Annotated in this window: 14 protein-coding genes; 6 read left to right on the forward strand and 8 right to left on the reverse strand. The window is 35.5% G+C overall.

Annotation, left to right across the window (positions count from 1 at the left end; translation table 11 throughout):
* The first annotated feature begins 65 nt into the window (after positions 1-65).
* The 3 genes from LNP22_RS04935 to LNP22_RS18490 are packed head-to-tail and all read left to right on the forward strand — an operon-like array spanning position 66 to position 2,533.
* A complete protein-coding gene (locus LNP22_RS04935) occupies positions 66-305 on the forward strand; it encodes a FeoA family protein (RefSeq protein ID WP_210666954.1) in 240 nt (79 codons plus the stop codon).
* Complete coding sequence (feoB, locus tag LNP22_RS04940; protein ID WP_229975601.1) at positions 305-2,404, forward strand: ferrous iron transport protein B; 2,100 nt, start codon at positions 305-307, stop codon at positions 2,402-2,404. The genes LNP22_RS04935 and feoB overlap by 1 nt, the downstream gene beginning before the upstream one ends.
* A 6-nt stretch (positions 2,405-2,410) precedes the next feature.
* Positions 2,411-2,533, forward strand: a complete 123-nt coding sequence (locus LNP22_RS18490; RefSeq protein ID WP_210666956.1) for a FeoB-associated Cys-rich membrane protein — start codon at positions 2,411-2,413, stop codon at positions 2,531-2,533.
* A 157-nt stretch (positions 2,534-2,690) separates the two neighbouring features.
* Here LNP22_RS18490 and LNP22_RS04950 read toward each other — a convergent pair whose 3' ends face one another.
* The 3 genes from LNP22_RS04950 to LNP22_RS04960 form a co-directional block, all read right to left on the reverse strand.
* A complete protein-coding gene (locus tag LNP22_RS04950; protein ID WP_229975602.1) occupies positions 2,691-3,344 on the reverse strand; it encodes an HD domain-containing protein in 654 nt (217 codons plus the stop codon).
* 205 nt (positions 3,345-3,549) lie between these two features.
* On the reverse strand, positions 3,550-4,542 hold the full coding sequence (locus tag LNP22_RS04955) for an acyl-ACP desaturase (RefSeq protein WP_210666958.1): 993 nt from the start codon (positions 4,540-4,542) through the stop codon (positions 3,550-3,552).
* 53 nt (positions 4,543-4,595) lie between these two features.
* Positions 4,596-5,336 carry a lysophospholipid acyltransferase family protein gene (locus LNP22_RS04960; RefSeq protein ID WP_210666959.1) on the reverse strand — a complete coding sequence of 247 codons (741 nt, stop codon included), beginning with the start codon at positions 5,334-5,336 and terminating at the stop codon, positions 4,596-4,598.
* A gap of 128 nt (positions 5,337-5,464) precedes the next feature.
* Between LNP22_RS04960 and rnpA the strand changes: the two genes are divergently transcribed.
* The 3 genes from rnpA to LNP22_RS04975 all read left to right on the forward strand — a co-directional run bounded on the left by rnpA (position 5,465) and on the right by LNP22_RS04975 (position 8,403).
* Positions 5,465-5,869, forward strand: a complete 405-nt coding sequence (gene rnpA, locus LNP22_RS04965; RefSeq protein ID WP_229975603.1) for a ribonuclease P protein component — start codon at positions 5,465-5,467, stop codon at positions 5,867-5,869.
* Positions 5,870-6,015: 146 nt separating this feature from the next.
* Entirely contained in the window at positions 6,016-6,762 is a 747-nt protein-coding gene (locus tag LNP22_RS04970) for a DUF4349 domain-containing protein (protein ID WP_229975604.1), read from the forward strand.
* A 3-nt stretch (positions 6,763-6,765) separates the two neighbouring features.
* The gene (locus tag LNP22_RS04975) at positions 6,766-8,403 is read left to right on the forward strand and encodes a S41 family peptidase (protein WP_229975605.1); all 1,638 of its coding nucleotides are present in this window, start codon (positions 6,766-6,768) and stop codon (positions 8,401-8,403) included.
* A 69-nt stretch (positions 8,404-8,472) separates the two neighbouring features.
* Here the strand turns inward: LNP22_RS04975 and LNP22_RS04980 are convergent, their stop codons facing one another.
* The 5 genes from LNP22_RS04980 to LNP22_RS05000 all read right to left on the reverse strand — a co-directional run bounded on the left by LNP22_RS04980 (position 8,473) and on the right by LNP22_RS05000 (position 14,269).
* Positions 8,473-8,919: a GNAT family N-acetyltransferase gene (locus LNP22_RS04980; RefSeq protein WP_229975606.1), complete on the reverse strand. Its 447-nt coding sequence runs from the start codon at positions 8,917-8,919 to the stop codon at positions 8,473-8,475.
* Positions 8,920-8,944: 25 nt separating this feature from the next.
* Positions 8,945-9,919, reverse strand: coding sequence for a DUF4837 family protein (locus LNP22_RS04985; protein WP_229975607.1), 975 nt, complete (start codon positions 9,917-9,919; stop codon positions 8,945-8,947).
* Between the two features lie 47 nt (positions 9,920-9,966).
* A complete protein-coding gene (locus LNP22_RS04990) occupies positions 9,967-11,796 on the reverse strand; it encodes a LysM peptidoglycan-binding domain-containing protein (protein WP_229975608.1) in 1,830 nt (609 codons plus the stop codon).
* 110 nt (positions 11,797-11,906) lie between these two features.
* The gene (locus tag LNP22_RS04995; protein ID WP_229975609.1) at positions 11,907-13,094 is read right to left on the reverse strand and encodes a phosphoglycerate kinase; all 1,188 of its coding nucleotides are present in this window, start codon (positions 13,092-13,094) and stop codon (positions 11,907-11,909) included.
* A 194-nt stretch (positions 13,095-13,288) separates the two neighbouring features.
* Positions 13,289-14,269, reverse strand: a complete 981-nt coding sequence (locus tag LNP22_RS05000; RefSeq protein WP_229975610.1) for a PorP/SprF family type IX secretion system membrane protein — start codon at positions 14,267-14,269, stop codon at positions 13,289-13,291.
* Positions 14,270-14,275: the final 6 nt, after the last annotated feature.

A 14,275-nucleotide genomic window follows, 5' to 3' on the forward strand; every position in this document is an offset into this window, starting at 1 on the left:
TGTTAAATACCTTAATATAAAGAATAATTGTCTATTTTTGCAATCTAAATTCAATCTAAATAAGCTTGCAAACTACTATCCACTCCCTAAAAAAAGGCGAAAAAGCCATTATCAAAGATTTTGATATCGATTTGATTCCGCTAAAGTTACTAGAAATGGGTTGTTTGCCGGGCAGCTTGGTCGAATTGCTTCAGATCGCTCCTTTTGGAGATCCTTTGTATCTGGACATTAATGGCTCACATGTTGCCATTCGTGTAGAAACTGCTCGCGAAATTGAAGTTGAACTTATCAAAACCATTCTGTAATGAGCATTCAAAATATTAATGTTGCCCTTATCGGAAATCCCAATACCGGAAAAACCTCTGTTTTCAATCAGCTTACAGGTCTGAATCAGCAAGTGGGGAATTATCCGGGCATCACGGTAGAAAAAAAAATAGGCTTTTGCAAATTGCCTCACAATATCAAAGCCAACATACTTGATTTACCGGGAACATACAGTTTGAATGCCAGTTCGATGGACGAAAGTGTCGTGATTGAACTTTTGCTCAACAAAAATGATAAATTATATCCCGATGTAGCAGTAGTCGTAACAGATGTTGAAAATCTAAAACGAAATTTACTGATTTACACGCAGATAAAAGATCTCGAAATTCCAACGATATTAGTCATTAACATGTCTGATCGTATGAAAAGCAAAGGAATTACCCTCGATATTCCTTATCTCGAAGAACATCTTAAAACAAAAATTGCGTTAGTCAGTTCCAGAAAAAGTTTAGGAATTGAAGAGCTAAAAAACCTGATTATTTCGTACAGGACTCTCCCGAATGAAGCTTGCCTCGACATGTCCAGCATTGATATAGTTTACTTTAAAAATCTAAAGGAAGCTTTTCCTAACCAATTGTTGTACAAATTATGGTTGGTAATTACGCAGGATGTCAATTTTTCTAATCTTGATCGAAATGAACTCAGAAGCACTTTTACCAAATCACATTCGGAGTTAAAACGTTTACAGCAAAAAGAAACCATCAAAAGATATCAATTTATCAATGAGGTTTTAAAAGGAGGCTTACAAGTAGATGCCTCAATGGCAAATGATGTACGAGCCAAACTAGACCGTGTTTTAACGCATAAAGTTTGGGGTTACGTGATTTTCTTTGCGATTTTATTTATTATTTTTCAATCTATATTTTCTTGGTCAACCATCCCAATGGACTTTATTGACAGCACATTTGCTTCTTTGAGCAGCTGGGTTGGGGCGGAATTGCCAAGCGGTATTTTAACCGATTTACTTTCGCAAGGAATCATTCCGGGAATTGGCGGAATTTTGATCTTCATTCCACAAATTGCCTTTTTGTTTCTCTTTATTTCGATATTGGAAGAAAGCGGTTATATGAGTCGTGTGGTCTTTTTGATGGACAAAATCATGCGCAAATTTGGTCTTTCAGGTAAAAGTGTTGTGCCTTTAATTTCGGGAACTGCCTGTGCTATCCCGGCCATTATGGCGACCCGAAACATCGAAAACTGGAAAGAGCGTCTGATTACTATTCTGGTAACTCCTTTTACAACTTGTTCTGCCAGATTACCGGTTTACGCTATCATCATCGCTTTGGTAATTCCGAATGAACGTATTTTCGGGATTTTAAACATGCAGGGATTGTCGCTAATGTTATTGTATTTACTGGGTTTTACCGCCGCTATATTGTCTGCTTATATTTTAAACAAAATATTAAAACTGGACAGCAAAACCTATTTTGTGGTCGAAATGCCTAGTTATAAATTACCCCTTTTTAAAAATGTAGCCATCAATGTCGTTGAAAAAACAAAAGCTTTTGTGATGGGTGCTGGTAAAATTATCCTTGCGATATCTGTTATTTTATGGTTTTTGGCCTCTTATGGTCCCGGAAGAGATTTTAACGAAGCCGAAAAAATTGTAAAAGAAAGAAACAGCTATAAGCCATTGACCGAAATAGAATTTGAAAACGCTGTTGCATCTCAAAAAATAGAAAACTCTTATATCGGAATCATGGGTAAAGCCATCGAACCGGCCATTTCACCTTTAGGTTACGATTGGAAAATCGGGATTGCGATTATCAGTTCGTTTGCCGCACGAGAGGTTTTTGTAGGTACACTGGCCACGATTTACAGTGTTGGAAACAGTGATAACGAAGCCACGATAAAAAGCAAAATGCAGGAAGAAATCAATCCGGAAACGGGTCACAAAATTTTCAATTTTGCTTCGGGAATATCGTTATTATTATTTTATGCCTTTGCCTTACAGTGTGCGAGTACACTTGCCATCACCAAAAAAGAAACCAATTCGTGGAAATGGCCAGCCATGCAACTCGTTTTTATGAGCGGTCTCGCCTATTTTGTAGCATTATTTGCTTATCAAATTCTAAAATAAATCACGATGGTCCAAGAAATTATAGCCTTTATCATCTTAGGTTTTGCCATTGCTTTCCTGATCAAAAAGTTTTTTTTCAAATCTAAAAAGAAAAAAGATTGCGGTGACGGCAATTGTGGATGTAGTTAGGTTGAAGTAGCTAAGGTTCTAAGATACTAAGTTGCTGAGTGACTAAGATTTTTGCTAAAAGCTGAATTTACTAAATAACCCGATTTTTTTGAACATAATTTTGAATCCGATTGAGAAATCTTGATGCTTGATGCTGGTCGATTAACTTAAAAAGATCTTACTTCACTCCTTCCCATTCTGCGTAAAACTGAGCTAGAAAGGATTCCATAAAACGATGTCTTTCTGCCGCAATTTGCTTTCCAGTATCGGTATTCATTTTATCTTTTAAAAGTAAAAGCTTTTCGTAAAAATGATTAACAGTGGGCGCGTTATTGTTCTTGTATTCTTCCTTTGTCATGGTGCTGATTGGCGCAATTTCGGGATCGTACAAGCTTCTGTTTTTAAATCCTCCATAATTGAACGCTCTTGCTACTCCAATTGCTCCTATAGCATCTAAACGATCCGCATCCTGAACGATATCCAATTCGATAGAAGAAAACTTCTTTTGAAAATTTCCGCCTTTAAAAGAGATGTTTTCAATAATATTTACAACATGTTCCGTAATGGTTTCAGAAACGTTTTCAGATTCTAAAAACAAACGAGCCGTTCTGGGTCCGATCGTTTCATCGCCACCATGAAATTTACTGTCTGCAATATCATGAAGCAAGGCTCCTAATTGCACCACAAGCAAATCGCACTCGGTATCGCGGGCAATCAAAAGCGAATTTTTATACACTCTTTCGATATGAAACCAGTCGTGACCACCTTCGGCATCGTTGAGTTTTTCTTTTACAAAAGCTATCGTTTTATTGATCAATTTTTCGTTATCCATAATTATTTTATACTGTTTGATTTTATAAAAAAACAAACATAATTTGCAGTTTAGTCAGATTTACAACTTTTATTAAGGATAAGATTGCAACCCGATTTTATTAAAAAATGTTGATTATCAGAGCTTTAAAAACTCTAATAATCAACATATATTTGGTAATTTAGACAAAACACAACAAAGTTGCGTTTTATCTAAAATTTAAAATTTACAATCTTGCTGGTTCGACCCATTTAAAGATATGAGACTCTTGTGGGATCACCAATCTTTCTGAAATTCTCGCCATACGAGCAGGCAACTTCATCAAATAATCACGAGCCTTTTCTGCTTCATCAGTCAAATTTGAAATTTTATCAATCTCCCATTTATCCATTAATTTTTGCATGATATCTACATAATCTGATGCTGTGTAAACGCCGATACGTTGTGCCGAATCCGAAAATTGTTCGAAAGCAGAACTTATCTTTTGACCCGATTCTCTTAAAAAATGTGCTGGCATAACGATTTTCTGTTTCATCATGTATTGAAAAGCCAACATCATTTCGCTAGGATCAACAGCAAATATACGCGTAACAAATTCGCTATAAGCGTGATGATGACGCATCTCGTCACCCGCAATCATTTTGCACATTTTAGACAATTTGTTGTCGCCAAATTTCTTGGCAATCTGCGCTACTCTGTTGTGAGAAACATAAGTTGCCAACTCCTGAAAACTAGTGTAAACAAAGTTTTTGTACGGGTCTCTTCCGGTACCAATATCAAAACCATCATTAATCAGGTGCTGCGTTGTCATTTCAATTTCACGCATGTTCACTCGGCCAGACAAATACAAGTATTTATTTAGCAAATCGCCGTGACGGTTTTCTTCACCGGTCCATTGACGAATCCATTTAGACCATCCATTTCCACCATTTTCTATCTGATCAATTCCTTCTACATCCATTAGCCATGATTCGTACGTTGGCAAAGCTTCCTCAGTGATGGTGTCACCAACAAGCGTTACCCAAAAATCATAAGGCAAATCTTTTGCAATCTCACGTAATTCTTTTACCTCCTCAAAAAAGTTTTCTCCTTGAGAATTAGGCAAAAAATCTGTGGGCTGCCAAATTTTTTCAACCGGAATTAAATACTGTTCTACGAAGCTGTCGACGTTTTTTTCTAAAAACTGCATCACTTCTAATCTAATGTTTTGTATAGACATTACTTATTTTACATTTGGGACTTAAACTTAAAATTATTCTTGAAAATTTAAATCTATTTATACTCGTTTACTTCTTCTACAATTGCTTTCTCTGTCATTGCCATCAACTCTGCAAAGTCATGGTCTTTTACTGCTAACGCTTTGTGGACTGTAAAGGTAAGGCGATTTCCTAAACCAACAGGAAAAAAACCATACTTTACCATTTTCCATGAGTTGTTGATACTCACCGGAACTACATACGCAGAAGGCGCATATTTGCATAAGATTTTTAAGCCACTTTGGGCAAATTCTTTTGGTTTTCCGGTTTTGCTTCTTGTGCCTTCAGGAAAAATCACAGCCGCACGCTGGTGCTTTTCGATATATTCAGACAAACCTTTGATCACCGGAATGGCTTGTTTTGGGTCTTTTCGGTCAATAAGAACTGATCCACCATGTCGTAAGTTGTATGACACACTCGGGATACCCGTTCCTAATTCTTTCTTACTTACAAATTTACAATGAAAACGTCTAAAGTACCAAATCATAGCCACAATATCGTACATACTTTGGTGATTAGAGACAAAAATTATTGGAACTCCTACGGGAATTGTCTCTCTGTTTTTTATTTTGTACGTGGTTCCTACCAAATTTGTACAACGTAAAAGGAAAAAATTTAAATAATCCACACTTACTTTATGAGCCTGATAGCCAAAAACATTCAGACATATCCATTGTATTGGGTGAAAAATAGCCAAACAAAAGCCAAAACACAAATAGTAAATAACGGAAATAGGGTAAGAAATTATTTTTTGCATGCTTAAAAAATTATTGCCCAAAAGTAACAAATAAATTTTTTAAGGTCATTAAAATTAAAAACAATAACGGTTATGGTGGTTTAATTGTACCTTTGCCTACTAAAACCGGTATTATTTTCCTGAATTTAATGAATTTTACTTACCCGAAAAACGAGAAACTAAAAAGCAAAACTACAATTGGATTACTATTTTCTGAAGGAAAATCGGTTTCTAAATATCCGTTGCGTTTGGTGTATCGCGCCGGTGAAGCAAATGCTGACGAGAAAATCAAGATTGGTGTCTCGGTCTCAAAAAAATATTTTAAAAAAGCGGTTGATCGTAATTATTTCAAACGTGTATTGCGTGAAACCTATCGTTTGAACAAACATTTGCTTTGGGATAACGTTCAGGAGCCTTATTCTATCATGTTTTTTTACCAAACTAAAGACAAATTATCTTACCAGGAAATCAATACCAAAACCGTTCAGTTGTTTGAAAAATTTTTGCTTCAGGTAAATAAAACTCCTGAATCTGAAATTAAAAAAGAAGAATAATTCTTAAAAGGCAACATAATTTATTCATTTAGATAAAAAATTATAAAAAAATTGTAGTTTTAGCTCTCAATCGAAATTTTATGCGACATATTTTATTTTTATTTTTAGTCTTAACATTTTTCAGTTGTTCAAAAAGTGAAGCTGAAATGGAAAACAGCGCTATTTCTTCAATAAAACTTACTCCAAAAAAAGAATCTTTTGCAGATCAAAAAGATAAAAATCTGAATTTATCTAAGGTACCGCAAAAAATAATCAAAACTGCTTTACTTCGTTTTGAAACCAATGACTTAGATGAGACTTTCAATCAGATTCAAAAGGCGATTAAAGAAAGTGGATCAAGTGTTCAAACCGATTCAGAAGGAAAAGATTATAATTCAGCTTTCAGAAACATTACTATACGTGTTCCTAGTCAGAATTTTGATTTTTTTATTGAAAAAATATCCAAAGGCGTCTCTTATTTCGAAAACAAAGAAATCACGTCAGAAGATGTTACCGAACAATATATCGATCTTAATTCGAGACTAAAAACCAAAAGAAAACTCGAAGAAAGATACCTAGAAATATTACAAAAAGCCAACAAAATAAGCGAAATTCTCGAAATTGAAAAACAGATTTCTGCCATTCGTGAGGAAATTGAAGCCAAAGAAGGACAGTTAAAATATTTAGAAAGCAGAGTTTCGGAAAGCACCATTACGATAGAATTTTATAAAACTATAGCAGAAAAAGAAGGTGTTAAAACCTCTTACGGTTCGAAACTTCTTAACGCTATTAAAAGTGGATTTTTTGAAATATCAAGCTTTTTAATATCATTAATTAGCGTTTGGCCATTTATCATCCTATTTTTGGTAATTACTTATTTTATTAGGAAAAGATTAAAAAGAAAAAAAATATAACAGATGCAACCTTATTTCAAAAAGAAATTTATTATACCAGCTGTCGCTACAGCATTTTTATTTATTGGAACCAGTTTTAAAGACGATTTTTTTGAAATCGCCAAGCAAATCGAAATCTTTACAACGTTATTCAAAGCCGTCAATACCAACTATGTTGATGACACCAATCCCGGCGAATTGATGGACAAGTCTATCAAAAGTATGTTGGCAAGTCTTGATCCATACACGGTTTATTTTAACGAGCAGGATGTGGTCAATTTCAAAATCAACAATACGGGCGAATATACCGGAATTGGTGCCTTAATCACCAGAAAAAAAGACCGTTTGCTGGTAAGAGAACCGTATAAAAACTTTCCTGCCGACAAAGCGGGGTTAAAAGCAGGTGACGAAATTATTCAGATTGGTGATGTTTTGATTGCCGATTTTAAAGACGATGCTTCTCAATTGCTAAAAGGTGCCAAAAACACAAAATTTACTATTAGATACCTCCGTCAGGGAAAAACGTATACAACAGACATCGTTCTGGATGAAGTCGAAATTAAATCGGTTCCTTTTTTTGGAAAAATTGATGAGAAGACGGGTTATATCGTTCTGGCTCATTTTAGTAGAAAAGCTTCTAATGAAGTAAAAGACGCGCTTGAGAAACTAAAAGCAGATGGTGCCAAACAAATTGTACTCGATTTAAGAGGAAATCCGGGCGGTTTGCTTAATGAAGCGGTTGATATCTGCAATTTGTTTGTTCCGAAAAACGAAGTAATCGTAACTACAAAATCCCGAATCGAAAAACACAATAACACGTATAAAACCAACAAAGAGCCAGTTGATACCGAAATCCCTTTGGCTATTATCGTTAACGGAAGAAGTGCTTCGGCCTCTGAAATTGTTTCTGGTGCTTTACAGGATTTAGACCGCGCCGTAATTCTGGGAAGCAGAAGTTTTGGTAAAGGTTTGGTACAACGTACGGTAGAACTTACTTACGGAACTCAGCTAAAAGTAACTATCTCTCGCTATTATACGCCATCGGGACGATGCATTCAGGCATTGGATTATGCGCATAAAGACAAAAATGGTGTCGCTCAAAAAACAGATGCTAAAAACTTTAATGCCTTTAAAACCAGAAAAGGAAGAACCGTTTATGACGGGGGTGGCGTTTTGCCAGACATCGAATTGGATGAAACCAAAGTGAGCCCGATTACGAATGCTTTGAACAGAAATGATGGAATCTTTGATTATGCTACTTCTTATTATTACAAAAATCCAAATTTAGGCGACAAAATTCCGACGATTACAGATGCTGATTATGCCAGTTTTAAACAATATTTGAAAACCAACAAAATCACTTTTGATACCGAAACCGAAGTTGCTTTGAAGAACACTTTAGCTACAGCTAAAAAAGAAAACATAGACGAAACGATTCAGGCAGAATACCAGCAACTACTAACTGCGCTTGAAAAAAGCGAAACAACGTTACTGGACAGAAATCAAAAGGAAATTAAAAACCTGATTCAGGAAGAACTCATCAAAAGATACCAATATCAAGAGGGATTGTATCAATTTTACATCAAAAGCAACTCTGAAATTAAGAAGGCGGTAAGTGTTTTAAACAATCAGGCTGAGTACAAAACGATATTGAAAATGTAATCACATCAAACCTAAAAAAAGCTACAACCTAAAAAATTGTAGCTTTTTTTTTGCCTTTCAACAAAAGACCTATTCACGAATCATTTCGATATGCGGAATATCATCTTCCAGATACATTTCACTGGATTGCACAAAACCGTGGCTTTCGTAAAACTTCTTTAAGTACAGCTGTGCACCAATTGTAATTTTGTCTTTATCAAAATGCGTTTTGATTCCGCCAATTGCTTCGCGCATTAAATCGTGTCCCCATTTTTTTTCACGATAATCAGCATGCACAACAACACGCCCAATAGAAGCATTATCAAAACTAATTCCTGCGTCAAACAAACGTGCATAGGCCACTATTTTATCATCATATTCGCCAATGAGGTGTAATGCTTGCTTGTCTTTCCCGTCAAGGTCTAAATAAACGCAATTTTGTTCGACTACAAAGATCTCACTGCGCACTTTGAGTAAATCATATAACTCATGAGTAGTTAATGCCTCAAAAGGCTTTATTTTCCATTTTAACTCCATTCTGTTTCTATTATATTCTTTAAAATTATCTTTTCATCACTTTTACCGATTTTATTATGGCCTCTAATTCCAGCATTAAATCCCGTTCCTGATTGGATGGAGAATAACAAAAGCCTTCAATCACAAGGATTCTATTATAGCTTTCATCAATAATGGCGTAATTGATAAAAGGCCCCGTCATAAAATCGTTTCTAAGTTCCCAAGTACCTTTGGTCTCAAATGTTTTTTTTCCGTTTAATGAAGTAACCGAAAAATAAGGCGCATAGGCTTCGCCTGTGATCATCTGCGTATTGGGTTCGCGACCTTTGATGTATCGGCCAACAGAATCACGCATTCTAACAATATTTCCGACGATATCTGTACCACGAGTAATTCTCGATTTAGGAATTTGATAAATCAGTAAACTGGTGTTACCGCTAATGATTTCTTTTTTAAGCCAAATAAAGTTCTTTTTGTGCAACATGTATTCGTAACCTGTCGGGATTTGCAAATCGACATGAAACTTATTTTTGATAATGGTGGGGTTCAAAAGTGATTTACTGTTGTCTTTCTGAATTTTCTGAATTTCTGTATGACGAATTGCCTTGATAATTTGCGGGCCGTTCATCTCGATACTGCAAATAAGATCTTCTATCGATTTGCCGTAAATTCGGAATGTATTTCGGGGCAGCGACTTGGTATTGGTTTTTACCTCAAACTTATCGATTCCGGCTTTTTTTACCACAATAATGCTTCGGCTATCGGTTACAAAACCTTCCAGCAAACGCGCGGGATATTGATTGATGGTAAACAAAGGTTCTTCTTGGGTAAGTCCCCAGACTGGTGATGCAAATTTATTTCTGATGCTGTCTCCCACTTCGCCATACCACAACTGATCATCAATAATGACCGATATGGTATTGGTTTTGCCTTCTTTAACAGGCTGATCGCTGTCATGTTTCTGAAAACACGCAACGAACAAACACGAAAGTAATAAGCATAAAAAATGGGTTTTATTCATTTTTATAATTTTATGAAATAAAACCCAAATTTAAGTAAGATTTTTAATTATCCGTTTATTTTAAGTTTCATTCCGGGTTTTATATCGCCATCCTTGATGTTGTTCCACTTTTTAATATCTGAAATAGTCACACCAGGGTATTTTTTTGAAATACTGTATAATGAATCGCCTTTTTTAACGAAATACTCTTCACCAATATTTTTAGAAATTGGTTTTTTCTTGAATGAATCAACAGTATTTGAAGCAACCGCGGTAGTCTGATTGTTTGCTATTTCGGTAGCTTTACCAACTATTAACGTTTTCCCTAAACCAATGTTGTTTGAGTTTAAGTTATTCCACTCTTTTAATTCGGCTACAGTAAGATCGAATTTTTTGGCAATACTGCCCAGATTGTCTCCAGCTTGCACGATGTATTCTTTAGACTCAGTAACGGTGTTAACTTTTTCATCCGCGGCAGCGATTGCTTCTTGAGTATCTTTTTTGTCTGCAATCGGAATTACTTTTACATCAGTTGATTTCTTGATGGTATCTGTAGATCTAATTTTAAGTGTTTTTCCTAGTGCAATATTGTTGCTTTTAAGATTATTCCACTTTTTGATATCTACTACCGAAACATTGTACTTGTCAGCAATGGCGCCCAAGTTGTCGCCTTTTCGCACCTTATAAAATTCTGTACTTTGAGCAAAATCCTGAACCTGATTCGTTTTAATCACCTTATTTTTAGGTGCCAATCTTGAAGCCAATTGTGTGGGCATTCTTCTAAAACCGCTGTCGTGTTGTACGTAAGCATAAATTTTATCTTCGTTAGAAACGAAAGTAGCAATTTTATCTTTTGGCAAACGTAAAAAATGTTGTTCGTCTTTATAGAAAGGTACTACTTTTAGTTTATACGAAGGATTTAGAAGTTCCAGCTGTGACTGTGGTATATCCAGCAAATCAGCAATTTGTTTGAAAGTCATTTTTTCTTTGATGCGAACAGTATCGGTTTCGAAGTTCTTAACAACCGCTCTTTCAGGATTTATTCCATGTTCTTTGTGGTATTCAAAAAGATACATTGTGGCTAAAAAAGCAGGAACATATCCTTGTGTTTCTCTTGGAAGATGGTTGCGAATGTCCCAATATTTGGTTTTTCCGCCAGAACGGCGAATTGCTTTGGTAACATTTCCTGGACCAGAATTATAAGATGCTAAAACCAACTCCCAGTCACCAAAAATGGCGTACATTTTTTTCATGTATTCTGAGGCAGCAGCAGTAGCGCGAATTGGGTCGCTACGCTCATCAATATACGAATCTATTTTAAGATCATATTGTTTTCCGGTACCGTACATAAACTGCCAAAGTCCAGTAGCGCCCATTCTAGAAACTGCTTTAGGATTTAAAGCAGATTCTACAACGGCTAAATATTTTATTTCTAATGGAACGTTTTGCTTGGCAAAAGCATCCTCAAAAATAGGAAAGTAGTATTCTGATAAAGCCATTAAACGCGAAAATGACTTTCTACGATTTTTTAAGAACGACTTTATTATGTTTTCTAATCCTTGGTTGTATTCTATATCAAACGGTGATTTCTCATTCATGTCCTGAAGACGTTGCTTGAGCAAGTCTGTTGGCAATTCTTCATTAACACTTAAATCGGTATTAATGGTTTGAATGTCTTTGGTCAGATCCTCGTAAATGTCTAAACTGGTTAACTCATTCATCCATAGACTGTCTACACGGGTAGCCAAATTGTCTTTTACAAACGTGCTTTTAACAGAATCCAGGTACGAAATTTTAATTTCAGGCTTTACCGTAACCTCATTATGGGCAACTTCTTGCGCCACCAATGACATTGAGAATAAAACAGAAACCGCTAACGATATTTTTCTTACAATCATATAACATTTTTTTAAAATTCTATAATTCAATGAATTACAAAAACCTTAGTTTTACAAACTTAATCAGATTATGGGTGTAAATCCTTTAAAAAAATGTTAATTGTGGATTTTTAGTCCAAAATTGCAGCAATTCCAGGTAAAATCCTACCTTCTAACATTTCAAGCATTGCACCACCACCTGTAGATACGTAACTCATTTTGTCTTCGAAACCAAATTGTTTTACAGCAGCAACAGAGTCGCCACCTCCCACTAATGAAAAAGCTCCTTTTGCGGTTGCTTCGGCAATAAAATTACCCAAAGCAATAGTTCCTTTAGAGAAAGTTTCCATTTCAAAAACTCCAAGAGGACCATTCCACAAAATAGTTTTCGATTCTAAAATTACCTTTTTAAAATTTTCTAAAGATTTAGGACCTGCATCAAGACCTTGCCATCCGTCAGGAATTGCGGTAACGTCTACCACTTGAGTTTTTGCTGTATTTGAAAAATCGTCTGCAGCAATAACATCAACAGGAATATGAATCTGAACCCCTTTTTCTTTAGCCAATCTTAAAATTTCAAGTGCCAATTCTTGTTTGTCATCTTCGCAGATCGACTCACCAATTTTACCACCAAGTGCTTTAACGAATGTAAAAGTCATTCCACCACCAATAATCATGTGGTCTACCTTGTCTAAAATATTCTCGATAACCGTAATTTTCGAAGAAACTTTAGAACCACCTAAAATAGCCACCACAGGTTTCTCGCTATTTTTAAGTACTTTATTTAAACTTTCTATTTCTTTTGCCAATAAGATTCCGAAACATTTTTCAGTTGGAAAAAATTGTGCAATAATGGTTGTCGAAGCATGCGCTCTGTGCGCTGTACCAAAAGCATCGTTTACATAAATATCACCAAGTGACGCCAATTCTTTGGCGAAAGCAACATCTCCCGCTTCTTCTTCGGCATGAAAACGTAAATTTTCTAACAATAAAACTTCACCTGCTTTTAGGTTTTTGGCAGCTGTCTGCGCTGGTTCTCCAACACAATCTGAAGCAAATTGTACCTGAACTCCTAAAATTTCAGAAGTGGTTTTAAGAATATGTTTTAATGAATATTTTTCTTCGACACCTTTTGGTCTTCCCAAATGCGACATCAAGATTACGCTTCCGCCTTGTGCTAAAATAGCATCAATGGTTGATTTTGCTGCCTCAATACGAGTTGCATCTGTTACATTAAAGTTTTCATCCAAAGGAACATTAAAGTCAACACGGATGATTGCTTTTTTATTTTTAAAATCGAAATCGTTTAAAGTTTTCATTTGATAAGTTTTTAATTTTTTGAAAGAAAAACAAATATAGAACTTTTAGGGTAGTATTAAATTCGAAAAATCTAAAAATAAAGGGCCAATCACAACGAAAACGTTGTAAATTATGAAAAAAAACAAATTAACTTTTAAAAAAGATAAAAATGCTTCGTTATACCATTTATGCTGTGTTTTAACAGAAAACAGTCTTAATCATGCACCGGACTTTGCGTACAAGGACAGTTACTGATTGACTGAAGGAAATCGAAACCAATCGTTACAACGTGCGTACCTGTGTTGTAATTGCCTAAGTCATTGAACATAATTTGGTACGAATATCCAAAGTAGAATTTAGACTTCATAAAACCAGCCATTGGGCCAACAGAAAGAGGCTTAGGAAACTGGTCGTTTAAGAAACGATACGAAACCCCAACCCAATAGTAATCTTCGTAACGATTGTAACGTCTGTACTTGAAGTTAAAATCGGTTGTAGAACGTTTATCACTAGCAAAATATTGGTAGTAAAGAGAAGGCTCATACTCGATACGGCTGTTCTCGCCGTCTCTAAATGTATAACCCGTATACACCTGATAATTGGAAAGCAAGCTAGGCTCTACACCTCTATATTTGTCAACATTTTTCTTTAAAACGTTATTGGCATTAAAACTTACATAAAAGTTTCGGTTACGATACAAGGCACTAACATCAAAGTTATTATTGCTAGTATAACGGTTATCTGTTATCGATGGATCGAAAACAGGGTTTCCGTCAGGACCGTTGTTATTAAAATCATTAATATCGATTCTGAAACTATTAAAGTTGTACGAAATACCAAAAGACAAATACTGTTTAGAATAATAATCTAAAATTAAGTGATGGGCAAACGAAACTTTGGCTCCAGTTTGTCTAGTATATCCGTTTTTATCATTGTACACCGAAATACCAACACCGGAACGATCCAGGATTCTAAAATCGGCATAAACCGACTGATTTTCGGGAGCATCTTTAATACCCACCCATTGCGTCAAGCCATTGGCTCTAATACGTAGGTTGTCCCCGATACCCGCATAAGCAGGTGAGAGTACAAAAGGGTTATCAGCTAAATACTGCGTAAAAACGGGTAGGTTTAACTCTTGGCTGTAACCTGTTGTTACAGCCATGAGTACTAAAGATAAAATTAATTTTTTCATTGTAAT

The sequence above is a fragment of the Flavobacterium flavipigmentatum genome (genome assembly GCF_020911905.1).
Classification (GTDB): Bacteria; Bacteroidota; Bacteroidia; order Flavobacteriales; family Flavobacteriaceae; genus Flavobacterium; species Flavobacterium flavipigmentatum.